At 70.8% G+C, this 20450-nt stretch carries 15 protein-coding genes; 10 read left to right on the top strand and 5 right to left on the bottom strand.

From position 1 onward, the window contains the following. Positions 1-2 precede the first annotated feature (2 nt). Positions 3-1424, top strand: a complete 1422-nt coding sequence (locus LRS74_RS14885; protein WP_277741454.1) for a restriction endonuclease subunit S — start codon at positions 3-5, stop codon at positions 1422-1424. Next, positions 1424-3001, top strand: coding sequence for a class I SAM-dependent DNA methyltransferase (locus tag LRS74_RS14880; protein WP_277741453.1), 1578 nt, complete (start codon positions 1424-1426; stop codon positions 2999-3001). Before LRS74_RS14885 ends, LRS74_RS14880 begins: the two co-directional genes overlap by 1 nt. A 95-nt stretch (positions 3002-3096) precedes the next feature. On the opposite strand, the gene LRS74_RS14875 is transcribed toward LRS74_RS14880, so the two are convergent. From LRS74_RS14875 to LRS74_RS14865, 3 genes are all read right to left on the bottom strand, one after another. Beyond that, a complete protein-coding gene (locus LRS74_RS14875; RefSeq protein WP_277741452.1) occupies positions 3097-4515 on the bottom strand; it encodes a hypothetical protein in 1419 nt (472 codons plus the stop codon). A gap of 232 nt (positions 4516-4747) precedes the next feature. Next, a complete protein-coding gene (locus LRS74_RS14870; RefSeq protein WP_277741451.1) occupies positions 4748-4900 on the bottom strand; it encodes a hypothetical protein in 153 nt (50 codons plus the stop codon). Between the two features lie 206 nt (positions 4901-5106). Continuing rightward, on the bottom strand, positions 5107-7137 hold the full coding sequence (locus LRS74_RS14865) for a hypothetical protein (protein ID WP_277741450.1): 2031 nt from the start codon (positions 7135-7137) through the stop codon (positions 5107-5109). A 592-nt stretch (positions 7138-7729) separates the two neighbouring features. Between LRS74_RS14865 and LRS74_RS14860 the strand changes: the two genes are divergently transcribed. From LRS74_RS14860 to LRS74_RS14825, 8 genes are all read left to right on the top strand, one after another. Then, positions 7730-8482, top strand: a complete 753-nt coding sequence (locus LRS74_RS14860) for a hypothetical protein (RefSeq protein ID WP_277741449.1) — start codon at positions 7730-7732, stop codon at positions 8480-8482. Positions 8483-8953: 471 nt separating this feature from the next. After that, entirely contained in the window at positions 8954-9778 is an 825-nt protein-coding gene (locus tag LRS74_RS14855; protein ID WP_277741448.1) for a GNAT family N-acyltransferase, read from the top strand. A 68-nt stretch (positions 9779-9846) separates the two neighbouring features. After that, positions 9847-11049: a lysophospholipid acyltransferase family protein gene (locus tag LRS74_RS14850; protein ID WP_277741447.1), complete on the top strand. Its 1203-nt coding sequence runs from the start codon at positions 9847-9849 to the stop codon at positions 11047-11049. Beyond that, on the top strand, positions 11012-11539 hold the full coding sequence (locus LRS74_RS14845) for a methylated-DNA--[protein]-cysteine S-methyltransferase (RefSeq protein ID WP_277741446.1): 528 nt from the start codon (positions 11012-11014) through the stop codon (positions 11537-11539). Before LRS74_RS14850 ends, LRS74_RS14845 begins: the two co-directional genes overlap by 38 nt. Continuing rightward, positions 11536-12213, top strand: coding sequence for an alpha-ketoglutarate-dependent dioxygenase AlkB (locus LRS74_RS14840; protein WP_277741445.1), 678 nt, complete (start codon positions 11536-11538; stop codon positions 12211-12213). Before LRS74_RS14845 ends, LRS74_RS14840 begins: the two co-directional genes overlap by 4 nt. Positions 12214-12294: 81 nt before the next feature. Next, positions 12295-13779 carry a 5'-methylthioadenosine/S-adenosylhomocysteine nucleosidase gene (locus tag LRS74_RS14835; protein ID WP_277741444.1) on the top strand — a complete coding sequence of 495 codons (1485 nt, stop codon included), beginning with the start codon at positions 12295-12297 and terminating at the stop codon, positions 13777-13779. A gap of 6 nt (positions 13780-13785) precedes the next feature. Further along, entirely contained in the window at positions 13786-15408 is a 1623-nt protein-coding gene (locus tag LRS74_RS14830; RefSeq protein WP_277741443.1) for a hypothetical protein, read from the top strand. A 72-nt stretch (positions 15409-15480) separates the two neighbouring features. Beyond that, positions 15481-18336, top strand: coding sequence for a hypothetical protein (locus LRS74_RS14825; RefSeq protein WP_277741442.1), 2856 nt, complete (start codon positions 15481-15483; stop codon positions 18334-18336). A gap of 383 nt (positions 18337-18719) precedes the next feature. Here LRS74_RS14825 and LRS74_RS14820 read toward each other — a convergent pair whose 3' ends face one another. Next, on the bottom strand, positions 18720-19175 hold the full coding sequence (locus LRS74_RS14820) for a TerB family tellurite resistance protein (protein ID WP_277741441.1): 456 nt from the start codon (positions 19173-19175) through the stop codon (positions 18720-18722). A 118-nt stretch (positions 19176-19293) separates the two neighbouring features. Beyond that, on the bottom strand, positions 19294-20322 hold the full coding sequence (locus LRS74_RS14815) for a rod shape-determining protein (RefSeq protein ID WP_277741440.1): 1029 nt from the start codon (positions 20320-20322) through the stop codon (positions 19294-19296). Positions 20323-20450 lie beyond the last annotated feature (128 nt).

Below are 20450 nucleotides of genomic sequence, written 5' to 3'. Positions count from 1 at the left end.
ACGTGGAACTTCCATCGGGTTGGGTTTTGGCCCAGCTTGAGGAAGTCGCTGAAATTGCTGGCGGGATTCAGAAGCAGCAAAAGCGCCGCCCAGTGGATAACGTCTACCCATTCCTTCGTGTTGCCAACGTCGGGCGGGGCTGGCTTGACCTTGAAGACGTGCATCTGATCGAGCTTTTCGATGGCGAGATCGATCGATTCCGCCTCCAAGTTGGCGACTTGCTCGTGGTCGAAGGGAATGGCAGCCCTAGTCAGATCGGCAGGGCGGCTATGTGGCGTGGTGGAATCGATGATGCGGTTCACCAGAATCACTTGATTCGAGTGCGGCCGGGCCCTGCGGTTGATCCCAATTTTCTCGAACTTGCCTGGAACTCTCCGTTTGTCTCCAGCCAATTGCGAGAAGTCGCTCAAACCACTAGCGGGCTCTACACTCTCAGTACGGCCAAGGTTAAGCGCGTTCGAATTGCGCTCCCTTCGCTTCCTGAGCAGCACCGAATTGTTGAGGCTCTCGACGATCATCTTTCTCGCATCGACGCGGCCGTGAGAGAGCTAAAGGCTGCTCATCGAAAGGTCTCCGCGTTCCGCAGGGCCGTTCTCCTTTCCCTGGTGCCTGAGCGTAGTCCCAAGTCTTGGGAGGTTACGACGGTTGGCGAGGCCGGCTCCATCGACCTTGGCCGACAGCGACACCCGGATTGGCATCACGGTCCGGAGATGCACCCCTACCTGCGGGTCGCTAACGTCTTCGAAGATCGGATCGATACGACCGATGTTATGGAGATGGACTTTACTGGCGTGTTCGAGCGGTACAAACTCGAACCAGGGGACGTCTTGCTCAATGAAGGGCAGAGTCCGCATTTGGTCGGCCGCCCTGCGCTATATCGAGGTCAGCCAGCCAACGTGGCCTTTACGAATAGTTTGCTGCGTTTTCGGGCCCGTCCAGACGTGTTGCCGGAATGGGCGCTGATGGTCTTCCGGCGGCATCTGCACGCTCGTCGGTTTATGCGTGAGGTTCGAATCACAACGAACATCGCCCATCTTTCGTCTAAGCGCTTGAAGGCTGTCGAGTTCCCGATTCCGCCGCTGGAAGAGCAGAAGCGGCTTGTTCAACGCTGCGAAGAACTACTCACAGATGCAGACGCGTTGGAGCGGGGGTTGGAGCAGGGCCTCTGTCGCGCCCAGAGCCTTCGCAAGGCGCTACTCAGCCGCGCTTTCACCGGCGCTCTCGTGCCGCAGGATGCTACGGACGAACCCGCCAGCGCCCTTCTCGATCGGATTCGGGCTGAACGTGCCTCGTCGGGCAAGCCGACGAGGGCTATTCGCGCTCGTCGGCCGCGCAAGACGGCAGGCGCAGAGCTTAAACCAGCCCCGGCACCCTCGAATGTCTCTACCCTCCACACCGCGATTCAGCAGGAGTTCGAGCTCTGATGAGCATTACTGAGACCACCTCGACCGTCCCTGCCAAGGCTGTCGCACAAACGAACTCACTCGTCGCCAAGCTGTGGAATTACTGCAACGTCTTGCGCGACAACGGTCTGTCGACCATCGAGTACGTTGAGCAGCTCTCTTATCTCCTCTTTCTCAAGATGGCGGATGAGCTAGCTGCTGACCCGTTTGCTCAGGAGGCCACGGCTCCCGTCGTTCCGTCCGGACTGGACTGGCAGTCGCTTGTCTCGAAGCGTGGCGAGGAGCTGGAGGCGCACTATCGCCTGTTGCTCACCGAGCTCGGCAAGCATCCCGGCACCACTCTGGGAACGGTCTTCGCCAAAGCACAGAACCGGATCACCGAGCCCGCCCTGCTTGAGAAACTGGTTGTCGAGCTGATTGGCAAGACCGACTGGGTCTTGGAGGGTACCGACCTCAAGGGAGACGCCTACGAGGGACTGCTCGCCAAGGGGGCCGAGGACACGAAGACGGGTGCTGGCCAATACTTCACGCCGCGCCCCCTGATCGACGCCATGGTGCAGGTGATGCAGCCCGGCCCCAAGGACACCATCACCGACCCGGCCTGCGGGACCGCTGGCTTCCTGATCGCGGCGCACAGTTACATCCGCGAGCACCACCTCAAGGGGCTTTCCCGAGACCAGCGACTGGCGCTTGGGCAGGGGACGATTTGGGGCAATGAGCTCGTACCTGGCACGGCCCGTCTTGCCGCGATGAACATGCTGCTGCACGGCATCGGAGAGGCTGGCGGTGAGTCCCTCATTACCACGGGTGATGCGCTCGCCGACGCGCCCTCCCGGCGTGCTTCGCTTGTTCTCGCCAATCCGCCGTTCGGCAAGAAATCGGCGATCACCGTGGTCGGCACAGACGGCAAGACCGACCGAGAAGACATCACCTACGACCGGTCTGATTTTCGCGCGACGACCACCAACAAGCAGCTGAACTTCCTGCAGCACATCATGTCGCTGCTGGAGATGGACGGCCGCGCGGCGGTCGTCCTTCCCGACAACGTGCTGTTTGAAGGTGGGGCTGGCGAGAAGATCCGACGGCGGCTGCTCCAGGAGTTCAACCTCCACACGATCCTGCGCCTGCCCACGGGCATCTTCTACGCCGGCGGCGTCAAGGCGAACGTCCTGTTCTTCGAGAAGAAGGCCCCGCGGGCCGACGACGTACCCAACACGTCCGAGGTCTGGGTGTACGACTTCCGGACCGGGATGCACTTCACCCTCAAGAAGCGTCCCCTGCACCTCGCCGACCTGGCCGACTTTATTGAGGCGTACAAGGCGGACGACCGCTCGGCGCGTAAGGAGACCGAGGACGGCCGCTTCAAGCGGTTCACGTACGAGGAGCTCATTGCCCGCGACAAGGTCAACCTCGACATCACCTGGCTGAAGGACCCGGCGCTCGATGACGCTGACAGCCTGCTTCCTCCCGAGGTCATCGCCCAGGAGATCGTGGAGGACCTCCAGGCCGCCCTCGCCGAGTTTGAGGCTATCGCCGAGGCACTGGGCGGCGAGGTCAAGCCGGACGTCGCAGCCGAGGAAGTCATCGCGGAAGCGTAGGTCCGGGGATCTTTCGCCCGTGCCGGTCTAGCCCAAGGTGCGAGGCCAGCACTAGCTCGGTGTGGGAGCGCCTCGTGTGAAGTTCCCGTTTCTCCTCAGTGGGCTCCCCAGCCGCGGTGTGCTTCGGGGCCGTGTGGGCTCCAGCCGTTCAGGTAGGGCGCCAGCTCCTCGGGCTTCGGTTCGCGAGGGGTGGGCATGGCGGGTAGGCGGGTCAACGGGTCGAGGCTCTGAACGTATCGGCGTGCCCAGGCCAACCACCCGCGTGCCGAGGCCACCGCCGCCTCGTCTTCCCCGGCTGCCTCTTCCAGCCGACGCTCCAGGGCGTTGCAGTACGCGCTCAGGCTTGCCGCTTCCTGCCACTGGCCGGCCTGCGCACGGATCACCTCGGCATACTGTTCCTGCGCGGCCAGGTCCTTCGCCTTCTCCATGGCCGCCCGCCAGCGAACCTCGCGCTCGGCCTTCGCCCGCTCCTCGTCCGCCTTCCGCTGGGCGTCTTCTACCGCGCGGGTCTCGATCTCCCGGAGAACGGCTCCCAGGATGTCCTCCAGCACCCAGCGCTTGCGATCGGCCCAGCGCGACTGCCGGCTGGATCGGCTGTAGCCGAGTTCGATCACGAGGCTCTTCGAGCGTTCTGGGTCGGTGGACTGGGGAGACTCCTGCTGGATCGTGACGGTGTAGGTGAAGCCGTTCACGACCAGGTTCAGTTCGCCCTCACGGAGGGAGTAGCTGGAGGGGTAGTGCCGCCCGTTGTACGTGTAGGCACGGCTACGCCGGCGGGAGGGGACTTCATGCTCCTTTACCTTGTGCCCTCGATGTACTGCCTCGGCAGCGAGGCCCTGGAGCAGTAGCAACGATCGGCGGCGCAGCGGGGCGGGCATGACGAGTCGGCCCTCGTCGTCTCTCAGCGCGGTCACGACCGGATGCGGAGAGCGCAACTGAGTGGGTACGTGGACGGGCGGCGCCTCATCCGGCCTCTGACGCAGTGAGTTGGGGTGTGGCCCCTCGACCAGAGAGATCTGCAGGTCGCGATTCCACATGCGGAGACTTTCGATGCGTTTGCCCTCAGGGACGAGGCTGTGGCGCTTCGCGTAGTCGATCAGGCGTCGCCACTCCGTCACCGTGGCGTCGTCGGGCTCGGTGAAGGTGACCCGCCTGTCCGTAACGAGTCGCTCTATGAGTTCCTTCGCCTTGGTCCGACGGGCGAGTGCGACTGGCCTGTCGGCGTAGGACGCCGAGCGCGTGCTGCCTGCCTTCTTCCTCTCGGCGGTCTTCTTTCCTCCGGCGTGCGCGGGGTCGTCCGGGTGGTGGCCGTGCCGGATGTAGAAGGTGCCTGCCTCGGTGACCTGGGCATCCACCTCACCCCCGCTGCGCTTGATCGTCAGCAGCCCTCGATCGCGCAGCGCGTAGGCTGTGCGGAACTCACCAGGGTCCCATGGCTCCGGGGACTCCTTGCCGCTCGCGAGCCGGCCGAGCAGGGCGAGCTGTCGTTCGTTTAGGGGAGACCAGCGATGCATGGAAACAGCTCACCGTGGGGCCAAGCCAGGTGCAATGACTCGTACGGGTGGTCGCTCCTGGAAGCACCGGGAACCTGCGGGTTGGCGGCCAGCCGGGATGATCTTGTGGGGCCTCGGGGTGTGGCGTGGAGGTGGGATCACGCGAGGCTCGGCAGACGAGACTCTGGGCTCTATGACGCCTGCTGCTGCCGTGCTGGCCCCGGTTCGAGACCGGGGCCAGCGGCTGATCACCTCAGCGAGCGACCGTGATACGAGGCAGCGACTTGTTCCGCTCCGGGCCGGCGGCGATGCCGATGCGACCCTCGATCCGCCGGACGGCCCTGACGGGAGTGTCATCGTTGAGGGGAATGACGTACACGGACGTCCAGTCGAGCGTCCTGCTCACGTCCCTCAGGTGCCCAGAGAAGCGTCGGGGAACCCCGACTGTGGTGGAGCCGACGTAGAGTACCCGCCCCGACCAACCACACACGACATAGACCGCGTTGCGTGCGCGGACAGCGATATTGGTGCCAAACGGATGCGGACCAGACGGGCCATCGGGGTGGAGCCACTCGCCGGCGTAGGAGGCAAGGGAGGCTAGCCGCTGTGGGGTCACGGAGCGACCTCGACTTCTTCTGCGTCCTCGTCCTCCCACGCCTCGACAGCCCCATCGGGATCGTCGAGATACTCGGCAACCCAGCTATCGTCACGCCGTGTGGCGCTCAGGCCACCCTTGCGATTGCGGCGCTCCCAGATACGACCCCAGAAGTCAAGGTCGGAGGTCGCAGCGTCGAGGGAGCTCTTCCACTCGATGACGTGGTTGAAATCGATGCCAACAGACTCGACGTGATCCGTGCCGTCCGCCGCCTTGACGGCACGCAGGGCAGCCATGGCTTCTTCGAGCCGACGTACGGCGGCACCGAGGCCGGCGGCAGCGTCGCGCAGTGCGTCGTCGGGTGTGTCTGTGGAGGCGGGACGGGTCGGTGATCCTGCCTTGGGGAACGTCGAGCGCAGGTAGACGTCGCTGAGGGTCTGTTCCTGGGCGCGGTCCTCGGTGAGCCGGATGCTGCCGTCCTCGTTCACAGCCCGGAGGGCGGACCGGCCGTCGTTGTGGTCGACGATGGCTCGGTGGAGCTGATGGATGCCGAGGCGTGACGAGAGCATTGTGTCGATGACCTCGCCCGGGCGACGACGATCATCGGCATTCGGGTTGTTGTTGGTCCCGCGGTCGGCCCACAACGACAGCGTGGCGATGAGGGGGTAGGCAGCCCGGGCGGCCAGATCAAGGCGGGCGGTTCCGAGGGTGCCGACCGGATCGTCCTCGAACTCGTCGAGGGCGGCAGCCAGGACGGCGCCGGAATCGCGGTGGGTTGGAGTGAAGTGGTTGTCTCGCACCGAGACGAACCCGTGCTGCATGTAGCGGCGCACCCGGTCAGGGCTAGTTCCCTCGCCAGCCACGGACCTTACGATCAGGGCGACTGCGAGCTTTACCCGGAAGTTCTTCGTGATGCGCTTGCGGGTCGACTGGCGGGTCACGGCGTCGCGGATCGCGTCGCGCACGGCCTGGTCATCGCTGCTGAACAGCGCGATGATTTCGGCCGCTCGGATCGCCGGGTCCGTGGGTAGGTGGGCAATCTTTGCCTGGGCGCGGCTGATGGCACCAGCAAGCCACCTGCGACGCTGCCGTGTGAGAATGCGCCGGTCCTCCATCACGCTCAGTGCCTCGTCGGCCAGCGACTCAAGTTCTGGCCCCTCGCCCCACTCCTTCGGGGCATCGACGTGGCGGAGAGCGACGAGGGACTTGACCGCCGAAGAGAACCTGTCGGGCCCTCCAGGCAAAGGCTGGTACCCGACGAGGATGAGCGCCGGCATGGTTTCACAGCGCAGCGCTTCAGACTGCTTGACCGTGGGGCCCTGCTCAAGTGCCGTGTTCAGCTCCTTGATCCGGCCTCGCATGAACGTGTCGGTCTCAGCCTTCACAGCAATGTCGACGCTATTGCCATCCCCAAGGATGTCGTGAGCAGCTGTCGTACGCGACGAACCCTCGGCGGTGGTGACGGCCCACAAATCGGGGCTTCCATCGACGGTGTGTACGTAGCGGTTGGCGACCAGCCACACCTCGGTGAGCACACCCTGGTTGCGGATGGAGTACCGCCAGTCGTTCGCATCAAGCACCGCACGGGCAGCTAGGGCAGATGCCCATGTCATGTGCTCGACCGATTCAACCTGGACTTCGAGGTGGGGCGTGACGCCGGGGCTGGTCGGATCATCGACCGGTGCGAACCGAGACTCTTCATCCGTGCCGGGTTCGACCGCGACGGGGTGGCGGCGGGCATCGCCGATGCGGGGGTTACGGATATCGGGCAGGGTGCGGCGCGTCCACACCCGCGCACGCACGGCGAGGAGGATACCGCCGGTGATGGCGAGCTCGGTTGGGGTCTCGATCGAGCGGCGCAGCTCGGCCGGGTCGACGACCGCGTTGGCGATGCAGGCGGCTGCATCAGGGCTGAGGTTGAAGGCGTCGACCAGTTTGTCGGCCGCCTTACGACGAGCGGCGATCGGAGCAAGCTCAGGGAGCTTGCTGACGGGCCGCGGCGGCACGTGGTCGTGGATGGTCGTCGTCTCTTCAATGATTGCGGTCATGCTTCGCGGCCCTCCTGGGCGTAATCGGGCACACCAAGAGGACAAGGAACGATGAAAACCACGACCGCCCTGTTTGCTCCCGGAGTGCCACACGAATGTGGTCCGTGCCCGGGAGGTCGGACAGCCTCAGCCGTCAGGCGCATCCCCTCCGACTTGACGGAGCAAGCCCCGACGTGGTCTTCGGCGGCAACGCAGCGCTCGGCAGGGTCTGCGGCGTGAGGAAGCATGCCTCCACGTTGCCTACCTCGGGGTCAGCCCCCGAAGTGACCATGCTCCGCTCCACGCGTCGCAGGCAACCGAGACAGTAGCAGGTGCCGGTCAACACTCAGCGCAAATAGCTAAGTTCGGCGTGGCGACGACGCGTGGAAGCGTGCAATGTGCCATGTTGCTTGCACAACTGACGTTCGACCGCCCCGGTTTGAACCCGCGGCGGCTTGAGCGTCGTGCAGTCGGATATCTGCCAGCAGCGACCGGTTCCGGACCGACGTGGTCAGATTCGTACCTAAAACGTGCGCATCAGTCAGGCTGACAGCGCGCTGGAGCAGCATGACCGGGGACCTGTACGACGGAGTCGCTCATCTGGAGGGCGATCGTGGCCAAACTGACTGAGGAGCAGCGCCAGCAGCGCGCCGCTGCGCGGGCTCAGCGGGAAGCGCTCGCGGCTGAGGAGCGAGACCGACGGGATGCCGAGCGCCGAGAGATGTGGCGGTGCGAAGGGATGTATCTCAGCTGGGAGGAGTACCGCTCGGGGGAGCCGTGCCGAGGATGTGGGGAGCCCATGCAGGACGGGCTAGGTGACTGGCCGGGCCTGATGTATCTCTCCGAACAGGAGAAGCGGGAGTACGACGCGGCGGAGGAAGGATTCCGGGCGCGGCATGCGGACTGCAAGGGGGGCCGGTGGAGCATCAGCGGTTCTCGCGTGACGCATTGCTCCTTCTGCTGTCCACCTCCTCCGATGGGGCCCAATCAGATCAAGAAGCTCAGAGAACTCGTCGCGTCCTGGCCTTCAGCCGAGGAGCGGAAGAAGGATCTTGACGCCTGGAAGCTGACGCTCACGTGCCACCACGTCGTCGAACGCACCCAGCATCGTGAGCACAGCTACTTCGGGTCCTCCGTGGTTGACTGCCCCGAGTGCTCTGCCCGCCGTGGCGTTGTGCACAGCGAGCGCATCGGACCCGCGTACAGCGACGAGGCCATCCGGGTCGAGCGCGACGCGGCTGACCGAGACCGCCTCGCTGAGGAGCTCGCGGCGGCGAAGTCCAAGCTCCAGCGTCAGCGGAAGAACGCGGCCGCCACACAGCGCCGCGTCGAGGAGATCGAGAAGCAGCTGAAGCAGGGTGGCTGACGGCAGCGAGCAGACCGCTGTGTGCGTGAGCGATGCGTGAGCGGACGGGGCGGCACGGGTTGGATCCATCGTCACGTCCACGAGGCCCGCAAGGCTCTGACCAGGTAAAATAGGACTTGGTGTGATCGCCCAGCAGTACCCGTCACGATCTTGAGGGCCCTCGTAATGCGTAGGTCAAGGGTTCGATTCCCTTAGGCGGCTCTTTGTGAAAGTCCAGGTCACGCACTCCGTGACCTGGACTTTTTCATGGCCCAGGGCTGCCGGAGGGGATCGCCGAGGGTGCCGGGGGCTGCGGGGCGTCGGCCCGGGCCACGAGGGTGGGCACGCTTCCGTCATCGTCTGGCATTGAGGGCACCACCGCGCGGACACCGCGATGTTCGCCTCGCTGGTCATCCTCCGAAGACCGTGGCGTCCTCACGCCGACGGCGTCACGGCACCGCAGTGCTTGCCCGACGGCGAACAGGAATGCCCATGTTCTCGACGTCCACAGTTCCGGCAGTCTCCACCGATCCTCGTGCGGCCTCCGTGCCCGCCTCCCGCGCGGCGAACGCCACCGACTCCGCGCCGCGCGGCGGGAGTTCGTACGTCACGTCCATCGCCCACACCGACGCACAGATCCACGCCGCCCAGCGGCTGCGCTACCAGGTCTTCGGGCTGGAGAAGGGGGCGCGGCTGGAGCCGACCGCCGACGGGCGGGACGTGGACGCCTTCGACGCCGACATGGACCACCTCATCGTCACGGAGACGACGACCGGCGAGGTGGTCGGCACCTACCGGCTGCTGCCGCCGGGGCGCAGCGCGAGGCTTTACTCGGAGACGGAGTTCGACCTGCGCGGGCTCCCGACGGACGTCCGCTCGTCCATGGTCGAGGCGGGGCGCGCCTGTGTGCACCCCGACCACCGGTCGGGGGCCGTGATCAACCTGATGTGGGCCGGACTCGCCCGCTACGTCCTGCTCTCCGGCCACCGCTACCTGGCGGGCTGCGCCTCGGTGCCGCTGGCCGACGGCGGACAGGCCGCTGCCAACGCTTGGCTGCTCGGCACCACCAAGCACGCCGCCCCGCCCGAGCTGCGGGTGCAGCCGCTTGATCCCTGGATACCCGGGCGGCCGCTGGAGGCCGAGGCGGGCTACGGCACGCTGCCGCCGCTGCTGCGCGGCTACCTCCGGGTGGGCGCCTGGATGTGCGGACCGCCGCAGCACGAACGGGACTTCGGCGACGCCGACTTCTTCGTCATGCTGGACACCGAGCGGATGAACGACCGCTACCGGCGCTACTTCCTCGGCGACGGGAAGTGACCCGGACCGGCCCCTGGGCCCCGTGGTCTCCCTGCACCACGCGCTGCGTCGCGCACGCGGCCCCGCGCGTGCCCGCCCCGGTCGCCGCGGGGCGCGGTGTCGCCCTCGCCCGCGTGCTGGCCGGGGCGCTGCTGAGCGGCGAGCGGATCGCCGAGCCCGCCGTGCTGCGCTCCCGCGCCCGGGCCGTGCTGGACGCCCTGGGCGTACGGCTGGAGGTCCACGAGGACGACCGTGAAGGGGCCGAGGGGGCCGCGTACGGGGGCGTGGGGGGTGGGGTGCTCAGCGTGTCGGACCCCGGCGCCCCCGCGCCCGGCACGCTTGCGCCTGGCGCCCGGGTGCCAGGCGCCCGAATGCCTGGCGCGTTTGAGGCCGCCCACCTTGCGCCCGGCGTCCCCGCGCCTGGCGGCCCTGTGTCCGGCGGCCTTGGGCCTGGCGTCCCTGCGCCCCGCGTCCTCGCGCCCGGCACCCTTGTCGTCGCCAACCACATCTCCTGGCTCGACGTCCTCGCCCTGCTGGCCGTCGAGCCCGTGACGATGCTGGCCAAGCGGGAGGTCGCGGGGTGGCCCGTGGTGGGCGGGCTGGTGCGTCGCGCGGGGACGCTGTTCATCGACCGTGACAGCCTGCGCGGGCTGCCGGACGCCGTCGCCGGGCTGGCCGAGCGGCTGCGGTCAGGGCGCTCGGTGATGGTCTTCCCGCAGGGCGCCACCTGGTGCTCGGGGGCCGGTGGCCGGTTCCGTCGCGCGACCTTCCAGGCGGCGCTCGACGTGGGCGCGCCCATACGGCCCGTCACGCTCTCCTACGTCCAGCACGGGGCGCCCACGACCGTCGCCGCCTTCGTGGGCGAGGACGACTTCGCCTCCTCGCTGCGCCGGATCGCCGCCGGCGGCGGGCTCGCGGTGCGGGTGCGCGTCCACCGGCCGCTGCGGCCCGCGCGGGGCGTCGACGACCGCCGGGCGCTCGCCGCGCGGGCGCAGGCGGTGATCCGTGGGACGGTGCCGGAGGCCGGGTACGGCGGGGAGCCCGAGGGGCCGCGCGGGGCGGGGGCCGGCCGTGGGCGCCCGTACGGCGCGGAGGACTCCGCGTACGGTGGAGGGGAGACGCGCCACAGGACCGCCGCCCGGCCCCCTGGCCAAGAGCGCCTGGCTCCTAGAGCGACGTCCGATTTCCGCCAGCACGACCGCGCGCCGGACCGCAGACTCGTACCCGGAACGAGCGCAGAAAGGAACGCGCACCATGACGGTCTACGCGACGATGGACAGCCCGCTGGGTGAGTTGCTGCTGGTCGGCGAGGAGTCGGCGACCGCGCGGGGTGGCACCGCGCTGGACTCCCTGTCGCTGCCGGGCCAGCGGGGCGGCGCCACGGCCAAAGAGGACTGGCGGCACGACCCGGAGGCGTTCGTCGAGATCGTGCGGCAGCTCCGTGCGTACTTCGACGGCACGCTGACCCGCTTCGACGTGGCACACACCGCCCGCGGCACCGACTTCCAGCGCAAGGTCTGGGAGGGCCTGGAGACCATCCCGTACGGCGTCACCACCAGCTACGGGCGCCTGGCCGAGCAACTCGGCGTGCCCCGCGCGGCGGTGCGCGCCCTGGGCACCGCGATCGGCGCCAACCCGCTGCTCCTCATCCGCCCCTGCCACCGCGTGATCGGCGCGAACGGCTCGCTGACGGGCTACGCGGGTGGGCTGGAGGCCAAGCGGCGACTGCTGGACCTCGAGGGCGCCGGGGCGCCGACCGGGGGCGGACGGGGCCCGAGGTGAGCGACCCGGCCCTGTTCGGCGTGGTGGGCGGGGCGGGCCGGACGCCCAGCAGTCCGGCGCCCGGCGCCGTCCACCTGCCCGGCTGGCTCGACCTCGACCAGCAGCGACGCCTGGTCGTCGCCTGCCGCGACTGGGCCACCGGGCCCGTGCCGATCCGACACACCCGACTCCCGCGCGGGGGCGTGATGTCCGTGCGCACCGTGTGCGTCGGCTGGCACTGGCAGCCGTACCGCTACACGCGCACCGCCGACGACGTGAACGGCGCGCGGGTCGCGGACTTCCCCGAGTGGCTCGTCGAGTTGGGCCGCCGCGCGGTCGCGGACGCGTACGGGGACCCGGCGGTCGCGGCCGCCTACGCGCCCGACACCGCCCTGGTCAACTTCTACGACGGCCAGGCCAGGATGGGCATGCACCAGGACAAGGACGAGCGGTCCGGCGCCCCCGTGGTCTCGTTGAGCATCGGCGACAGCTGCGTCTTCCGCTTCGGCAACCCCGAGACCCGCGCCAGGCCGTACACCGACATCGCCCTGGCCTCCGGCGACCTCTTCGTCTTCGGCGGGCCCTCCCGCTTCGCCTACCACGGCGTACCCAAGGTCCACCCCGGCACCGGCGACCCCGCCACCGGCCTGACCGCCGGCCGTCTCAACATCACCTTGCGGGAAACCGGACTGTGACCGACGGTGCCCGGTCGAATGCTCTAAGCTGCGGCAGCCGTAGAGAGAGCGGATTCGGCGCCGACGGGGGTGCACGGGGGCATGGCGGAAGCGACCGGCCTGGCGGTGGTGTTGACGGCGCTGCCACTGGAACACCGCGCGGTGCGCGCACTGCTGACCGAGAGGTCGTTACGGACGCACCCGTCGGGCACCGTCTTCGAGCAGGGCACGCTGCCGGGCACCCCCTGGCAGGTCGCCGTCGCCTGCATCGACGCGGGGAACCTGGGCTCCGCCGTGATCGCCGAGCGGGCCCGCGCATGGCTGCGGCCCGAGGCGCTGTTCTTCGTCGGCGTCGCGGGCGGCCTCAAGGACGACATCCGGCTCGGTGACGTCGTCGTCGCCACCCGCGTCTACCACCTGCACGGCGGCAAGGAGACCTCCGCCGGCCACCGGCTCCGTCCCGTCCCCGGCGCCGTCTCGCACCGCCTCGGACAGGCCGCGTACGCCGCCCTGGTCGACGACCGTTGGCGGCTCCGCATCCCGCCCGCGCTGCGCACCTCCCTCGCGCCCGAGGTGCACCACAAGCCCGTCGCCGCCGGCGAGGTGGTCCTCAACTCCCGTACCACGCCGCTGTACACGCAGATCATCGCCGAGCACTACGAGGACGCGGCGGCCGTCGAGATGGAGAGCGCCGGGATCGCCAAGGCGGCCGGTCTCACCGACGGCCTGCACATCCTGACCGTCCGCGGCATCAGTGACCACGCCGACGGCGCCAAGGCTGCGGCGGACGCCACGGGTTCACAGCCGCGCGCCGCCGCCCATGCCGCCGCCGCGCTGGCCGAGATCCTGGCCGTCCTCGTCCCGACGGCCCGCCCTTCCGATCCCGCCGCGTACCCGCCCCCGGCGGCGGACGCCGCGCCTCCAGCCGGCGCGGCCGCTCCGCGTGAAGCCGCTGCCGCTCCCCGCATTCCCGCGCCTGCTCCGCGCGTTGACGGCTCTGCTCCGCGCGTTGGCGGCCCTGCTCCGCGCGTTGACGGGCCTGCTTCGCGCGTTGACGTGTCGGCTCCGCGCGTTGACGGGCCTGCTCTGCGCGATGCCGCGCCTGCTCCGCGCGTTCACGCGCCGGCTCCGCGTCGTGCCGCGCCTGCTCCGCACCCAGCCGCGGCCGGGCCACCCGCGGTCTCCGGCGCCCCGTCCGCGGCCGCCCAGGCCCCGTTCGCGGCCGCCGTCCCCGCGGCCGAGCCCGCTGCCGTGCCGCCCCCGCCTCCACCCGTCGTCCGCGTGCCCCAGGCAGGCCCGGCCGACGGCACCGCAGGCGAACTGGCCACGACCCTGGGCGCGTTCCCCGACATGGCGAGCCTGGAGTTCCGGCAGGGCATCCTCGCCGACATGGGGGAGATCCTGGGGCTGGGCCGGCCTTTCCTGGCCGCCGAGCGGGCCGTGGCCCACGACCACCAGCGGGAGATCGCCCGCCGCGTCCGCGCCTACCGCGACCCGGACGCGGCCCTCCAGGCGCTCTACGCGGCACTGGCCGACGCCCGCCCGGACGACGCGGCCCTGGACCGGCTCCGCCGCCTGCTGGGATGAGCGGCCGTGGCGGGCGAGGTGTTCACCCGGCGGGCCGAGCGCTGGTGCCGGGTACGGGAGGACTGTGACCCCGCCGAGGACCTGTTCCCGCTGGACGGCGACGGATTCCTCGGCAGCGACTGGCGCCGTCTGCGGTGGACCGAGCAGGACGACCGGGCCGGCGACGGCCCCGAGCTGACGCGCGGCGCCCTGATCGCCCCGAGGGTCGCCGCCGCGCGGGGCGCGATGGTGCTGCTGGGAGAGCCGGGCGCGGGGAAGACGACCGTCCTGCGCGGCCTGGTGGCGGGACTGCGCCCGGTGGAGGACGGCGAGGAGTTCGGGGCCGACGGCGAGTTCACCAGGGCGGTCCAGGCCGCCGGTGTGGGCCCGGAGGGCGGCGTGGGCATGGCGGCCGGGGTGGTCCAGGCCGCCGGTGTGGGCCCGGCGGCCGGGGCCGGGGCGTACGTCTGGGTCGACGGGCCCGAGCTCACCGAGGCGACGTACGAGGAACTCCTGGGCCGCCACCTCGCGGCGCGCCCCGCCGGGCTCACCGTGGTGATCGACCAGGCTGACGAGAGCGAGATGCTGCGGCTGCTGCCGGGGCGGCTGAAGCGCTCGCTCGGGCGCGGGGGCCCAGGTCGGCCGCGGCTGCTGCTGGCCTGTCGCACGGGCGACTACCCACAGGCGCTGACGGAGGTGCTCCGCGACCGCTTCGGGGGCGGGTGCGCACTGGTCGACCTGGCACCGCTCTCCCGCGCGGACGCCGTCGCGCTGGCGGAGAGCGCCGGCGTACCCGGCGAGGAGCTGATCGTCAAGGCGGTGGAGGTGCGGGCGGGGGCACTGGCGAGCGTGCCGCTCACCCTGGAACTCCTCGTCCGCAGCTACCGCGACAGCGGCGACCTGACGGGCGGCGCCGAGCGGCTCTTCGCGGACGGCATCCGGCTGTCGCTCAACGAGCACGACCCGAACCGCATGGACGTGACCGCGCGGGTCACCGGTTGGCAGCAGCGGCTGGTGGCGGCCGGGCGTATCGCCGCCCGTATGGTCCTCTCCGGCCGCCGCACCCTGTGGCGCGGCAATCACCGCACCGGCGCCCCGCACCGCTTCGACCTCGACACCGACGACGTGGTGGGCGGCGCGGAGGAGACCGTGCCCACGCAGTCCTTCGAGATCACCCCGCGGGTCGTCGACGAGGTGCTGGCCACCGCCGTCTTCACCGCCCACGACGGTGACCGGCTCTCCTTCCGCCACTCCTCCTTCGCGGCCTACCTCGCCGCCCGCCACCTCCTCCACCACCGCGTGGGCGCGGCGGCCCTCACCCGCCTCTTCCTCGTGCCCGCTCCCGACCGGGACACCGCCTCCATCCCCGCCCCGCTGCGCGAGACGGCGGCCTGGCTGGTCGCCCTCGACCCCGAGCACACCGACTGGCTGGCCGCCGCCGACCCCGAGAGCCTGATCGCGCACAGCGCCCTCGTCCGCTCCGACGCCATCAAAGAGCTGGTGGTGCGGAAGATGCTGGAGCGCGCGGCGGAGCTGGAGCTGAGCGACCGCCGCTTCTTCAGGACGCGCTGGGCGCTCGACCACCCGGGGCTGGCCCGGCAGGTGGCGGAGGCACTCCTCTCCGACCCGACGCTCCTGGCGGACGACTAGCCCGCGCGGGCGCGTGCCCGCCTGGCGCTGCGCCTGGCCCGGGACTTCCCCTCGGCGGAGCTCGCGGCGCCGGTGCTCGCGGTGGTGGCCGACGACCGCTGGCCCGCCGCGGAACGTCGTCTCGCCGTCCGCGCGGCCTTCGGCTGCGACCCGGGCGCCGCCGCCCCCGTGCTGCGCCGCATGCTGGACGGCCTCGCCGAACCGGCCGCCGCCGCGCGGCTCGACCCGGACGACGAACTGCGGGGCGTGGCCCTGAGCATGCTGTGGCCGCACCATCTCGACGTGGAGGCGATGCTGGGCGCGCTGCGGCCTTCCCCGGTCCAGATGCGGTTCGGTTGGTGCGAGCGGTTTCTGTCGACCATGGTGCGCGACTGCCCCGACGCGTGGCTCGGCCGGGTGCTGGAGTGGCTGCGCGCGGAGGCCGGGCGCTCGTTCACGACCGCGCAGCTCACATCCCTGGTCGACGCCGTTGTCGATCGGGCGCTGGACGGTCGGGACGCCGCCGCCCGTCTGCCGGCGCTCGCCGCCGTCGTGGTCGGTCGCTTCAGCGCGTACAAGAAGGTGCGGTTTCCCGCCGCGCTGGACCGGCTCGACCCGACGGGGAGGGAGCTGGAACGGTCCCGGACGCTGCGGCTCGCCTTCGCCGACGCGCTGGTGCGCGAGGCGGTCCGCGCCACGGCGGACTTCCGCTACCCGCTGATGATGTGCCTCCAGGGATGGCGGCGCGATCTGCCCGCGATGGCGGGGATGGCCGAGGACACCGACTCCCGCGCGGGCCGCTACAGCCTGCTGGACCACGCCGACCACGCCTGGGCCGAGGAGCGGGGTGAGCGGGCCGCGCGGGAGGGCGAGTCCGACGTCGCCGCCGCGTACGGGTGGCTCGCGGACGCCCTCTCCACCGACGACGCCGACGCGGGCCGGAGCGCGGGCGGGGACGGGTACGGGTACGGCCGGGGCGAGCCCCACGAGGCCGAGCGGGACGAGATGGAGCCGTGGGTCGAGGCGGAGGCGTTCGCGGCCGAGCAGCGGGACCGGCTGCGCCGAGCACGGGCGGGAAGCGCGGACGACTTCTGGCAGCTGGTCTGGTGGCTACAGGTGGACCCGACGACGGGAGAGGGGCTGTCGCGCTGCTCGGACGACATCGCCCGCTGGCCCGGTACGTCGGTGCTCGGCCCGGGCGCCGCCGCGGAGTTGGGCGCGGCCGCCCTCGCGTACGTCACCGGGCACCACGACCACCGTGAGGAGTGGCTGGGGAGGTCACTGGAGAACCGGCGCGCCCTGGCCGGTTATCTCGCGCTCGCCCTGCTGCACCGGCAAGGCCGGATCGAGGAGCTGCCCGCCGCAGTGTGGGCCGCGTGGGACGCGGCGATCCTGGAGGTGGGCGCCTCCTTCGAGGGCGGCCCGGGGAGCGGCGTGCGGTCGGCCCTGCTGGCGGCCGCCGCCCGGCGCGCGCCCGAGGATTTCGCCCGCACGGTGGACCGCATGGTGCGCGCGGACCTCGCCGCCGGGTCGTTCCCCTGGGGCCTGCGGCAGGTCGACGCGGGCTGGTCGGAGGCCCTCAGGGAGGCGTTGGAACGGCTGGCCCGCGGGCTGGCCATGGCACTCGCTCCCGCGGCCGACGAGCCTCCTGGGGCCGACGAGCTCCCCGAGGCCGGCGGGCCTGTTGAGGCTCGCGAGACCGCCGGGGCCGGCGAGACTGCAACGGCACGCGAGACGCGCGCAGCGCGCGCGACTGGCGGGGCTGGCGAGACTCATGGAGGTTGCGAGTCTGCCGGGGCCGGCGAGCCTCACGGAGGTTGCGAGTCTGCCGGGGCCGGGGAGACTCGTGGAGCTTGCGAGACTGCCGGGGCCGGGGAGACTCGTGGAGCTTGCGAGACTGCCGGCGTCCGCGGGACCGCCGAGCCCCGCGAGACCCCCGAGGCTGACGACGCCGTGGGGCTCTGCTGCGATCCGTTGGTGATCCCGGAGCCCGCCGCCGTCCCCGACGCGCGCCATGAGGCGCTCCGTCTCTGGGGCGAGCTCCTGACACGGCTGCTGGCGGCGGACAGCGAGGCGGCGCGGTCGCTGGCGTGGCGCAGGGTGGAGCGCCACGCGGCGTCCGCTGACCCGGAGGCGCGGGTGCTGGCCGTACGGGCGGCCGAGGCGCTGTTGGTGGCGGACGCGCCGACGGCCTGGGTGCGGCTGGCGCCGCTCGTCGCGCTCGCCCCGGCGTTCAGCCGCGAACTCGCCGAGTGGTGTGCCCGCGCCGAGGGCACCCGGTCGGGCATCGAGGGGCTCATGGACGAGGCGGGCCTCGTCCGGCTCTACCACTGGCTGAACGCCCTCCGGCCCGAGGACGACATCGTCCGCCCGATCGGCGCCCATGTCGTGGACCCCGCGAAGCGGGTGGGCGAGTGGCGCGAGTCCCTGCCCAGGGTGCTCGGCCAGCGCGGCACCCCCGAGGCGGTACGGCGCCTCAAGGAGCTCGTCGCCCGCCACCCGCGCCGGCTTCAGGTGCAGGCCGCGCTCGTCGCCGCCCGGGCGCAGTGCGCGGAGGCGACCTGGACGCCGGTCGAGCTTCCCGAGGTCGTCGCCCTGCTGGCCGGCGCCGAGGCGGGGGCGGACATCCCGCCGCTGCCGGGCATGCCCGCCACCGAGGTGCTCGCGGCGGCGCTGGAGGCGTTCCCCGACATGGCGCGGCTGGAGTTCCGGCAGGGCGTCCTCGCGGACCTGGGGCAGGCACTGGGTCTGGGGCCCGGGCGCTCGTATCCGGTGGGGGAGCGGGATGTCGCGGGTGACCATCTGAGGGAGGTCGCGCGACGGATCCACGCCGACCGCGACCCGGTCGCCGCCCTCCGCGCGCTCCACGCGGCGCTGGCCGACGCGCGCCCGGACGACGCCGCGCTGGCGGCCCTGCGCGAGCTCGTGCCGGACCGACCAGGAGGGTGAGCGTGCGGTGGGCGCGGCCCCGCGCGGGCGGGCGCCCGGGGCGGGCTTCGTCGGTTGTGGAGGGGGGCGCCGTGGGCGCGGCCCGGTGTGAGCGGGTGTCCGGGCCGGGCTCGCGGGTCAAGGGGTGCGCGTGTGGTGGGCGCGGCCCCGCGCGGGCGGGGTGCCCGAGTCGGGCTTCGTCGGTTGTGGAGGGGTGCGGCATGGGCCGGCCGCGCGCGGGCCGGTCCCGAGTCGGGCTTCGCCGGTTGGGGAGGGGTGCGGCATGGGCGCGGACCCGCGCGGGCCGTGCCTGAGCCGGACCACGCCGACCACGGCTCAGCACGTCGTGAGCACGGACCCGCGCGGCCGTGTCGTGCGCCGGCCACGCACGCCGTCAGAGGTCGTCAGAGGTCGAACTCCGCGGGGTCGATGCCGACGGCGAAGCACACCTCGCGGACAAGGGCCTGTTCGGTCTTGTCGAAGTCGCCGTCGGCACCGCCGATGACGATGCCGATCTGGATCACGGCCCGGGCCTCGGTGGGCTTCTTGTGCACCTTGCCGACCGTCTGCATGAGACTGACCTTGCCGAAGGAGAAATCGGTGGTCAGCTTCGACAGGTAGTCGTTGAAGCGCCGCTGGAGGTCATCGGAGTCGAAGTTCCGCAGCACGTCGTTGGTGGCGATCAGTGAGGCCACCCGCTGCCGCTCGGACGGGTCGACCTGGCCGTCGGCGGCCGCGACCAGGGCGCACATCGCCATGCTGGCGTCCCGGAAGGCACCGCTCTTCAGCTCGTTCTTCTTCGCCTGCAGCTGGGTCTGCATCGTCTGGGCCGAATCCCTCAGCCGGTCCCACAGCGCCATGTGCTGCCTCCTCTTGAGTCAGGGTGCACACAGACAACTGTTACCGCGGTGGGGGAAGTTCCCCAAGCGTCCGCTGGGATGCGCGGTGGAGCTTCGACGAGCGGTGGGTGAATACCGGTCAGGTGGCCAAAGGTCCCAGGTCGAACGGCTGCACGTTTCCGTCCAGCATCGCGCCCAAACCCATCACGGCACAGACGTCGGGCTGCTCGGCGACCTGCACCGGCATCCCCGTCGCTCGTCGCAGTATCGAGTCGAGCCCCGGCAGCAGGGCGCTGCCGCCCGCCAGCATGATGCCGCGGTCGGCGAGGTCGGCCACCAGGTCGGGCGGGCAGCGGCGCAGCACGGCTCCGATGGAGTCGGTGATCGCGGTCAGCGGGGTGTGCATGGCGGCGCGCACGCCGTCGGGGTTGACGCGCACCGAGCGGGCGAGGCCGGTGGCCACGTCCCGGCCGTGCACCTCGGGCGCTTCGACCGTCCCCGCGCCGCCGCTCATGACCAGGTGCAACGGGCGCACCGCCTGGCTGGCGAGCATCAGCTCGTGCTCGTTGCGCAGGTGCTGGACGACGGCGTGGTCGACGGTGTCGCCGCCCACCGGCACCTTCTCCGCGGCCACGATCGCGCCCAGCGACAACACCGCGACCTGGGTGGTGGTGGCCCCGCACACCATGATCATCGTCGCCTCGGGGCGCTCCACCGGCAGCCCGCAGCCGACCGCGGCGGCCACCAGCGTGTCCACCAGCTCCACCCGCTTGGCGCCCAGCCCGGTGAGTGTCTCGACGGCGGCGCGCTGGGCCAGCGGGTTGGCGTCGTGCGGGGTGCACACGGCCGCGCGGAGCAGCGGTTTGCGCCGCCAGGCCCGGCGTACCTTGTCGCCCACGAACTGCCGCAGCATCCGCTGCGCCATGGCGATGTCGACCACGGCGCCGCCGGAGACCGGTCGTACGACCATGATGTGGCCGGGCGTACGGCCGGTCATCCGCTCCGCGAACGAGCCGACCGCGATCAGCCCGCCGGTGCGGGTGTTCACGGCGGCGACCGTCGGTTCGTCGACGATGAGCCCCACGCGCTTGAGGTAGATGCGGGTGCGTGCCGCGCCGAGGTCCACGGCGACGGCGCATCGGCGTAGCTGCTCAAGGCTGAGGGTCATGGTCCGTGCTCCCCTTTGTCTCCTCCTGCGGTTCTTGCTCCCTAGTGGCCATCGTGCGGGCCCCGTCGGCCGGCGGCGCGTGCTGGTGCGCTGCCCGGGTGAGGGTTCGTCAGTCGATGCGCCATCAG

It is taken from the genome of Streptomyces sp. LX-29 (assembly GCF_029541745.1).
GTDB lineage: Bacteria > Actinomycetota > Actinomycetes > Streptomycetales > Streptomycetaceae > Streptomyces.
Note: the sequence above shows the minus strand (reverse complement) of the source record. Positions and strands in the feature narration are given on the sequence as shown.

Bases quoted from the DNA above. Each gene is read 5' to 3' on its own strand.
- LRS74_RS14845 (WP_277741446.1), top strand. From the start codon at position 11,012: ATGACGGTCTACGCGACGATGGACAGCCCGCTGGGTGAGTTGCTGCTG.
- LRS74_RS14880 (WP_277741453.1), top strand. From the start codon at position 1,424: ATGAGCATTACTGAGACCACCTCGACCGTCCCTGCCAAGGCTGTCGCA.
- LRS74_RS14875 (WP_277741452.1), bottom strand. From the start codon at position 4,515: ATGCATCGCTGGTCTCCCCTAAACGAACGACAGCTCGCCCTGCTCGGC.
- LRS74_RS14820 (WP_277741441.1), bottom strand. From the start codon at position 19,175: ATGGCGCTGTGGGACCGGCTGAGGGATTCGGCCCAGACGATGCAGACC.
- LRS74_RS14855 (WP_277741448.1), top strand. From the start codon at position 8,954: ATGTTCTCGACGTCCACAGTTCCGGCAGTCTCCACCGATCCTCGTGCG.
- LRS74_RS14815 (WP_277741440.1), bottom strand. From the start codon at position 20,322: ATGACCCTCAGCCTTGAGCAGCTACGCCGATGCGCCGTCGCCGTGGAC.
- LRS74_RS14835 (WP_277741444.1), top strand. From the start codon at position 12,295: ATGGCGGAAGCGACCGGCCTGGCGGTGGTGTTGACGGCGCTGCCACTG.
- LRS74_RS14865 (WP_277741450.1), bottom strand. From the start codon at position 7,137: ATGACCGCAATCATTGAAGAGACGACGACCATCCACGACCACGTGCCG.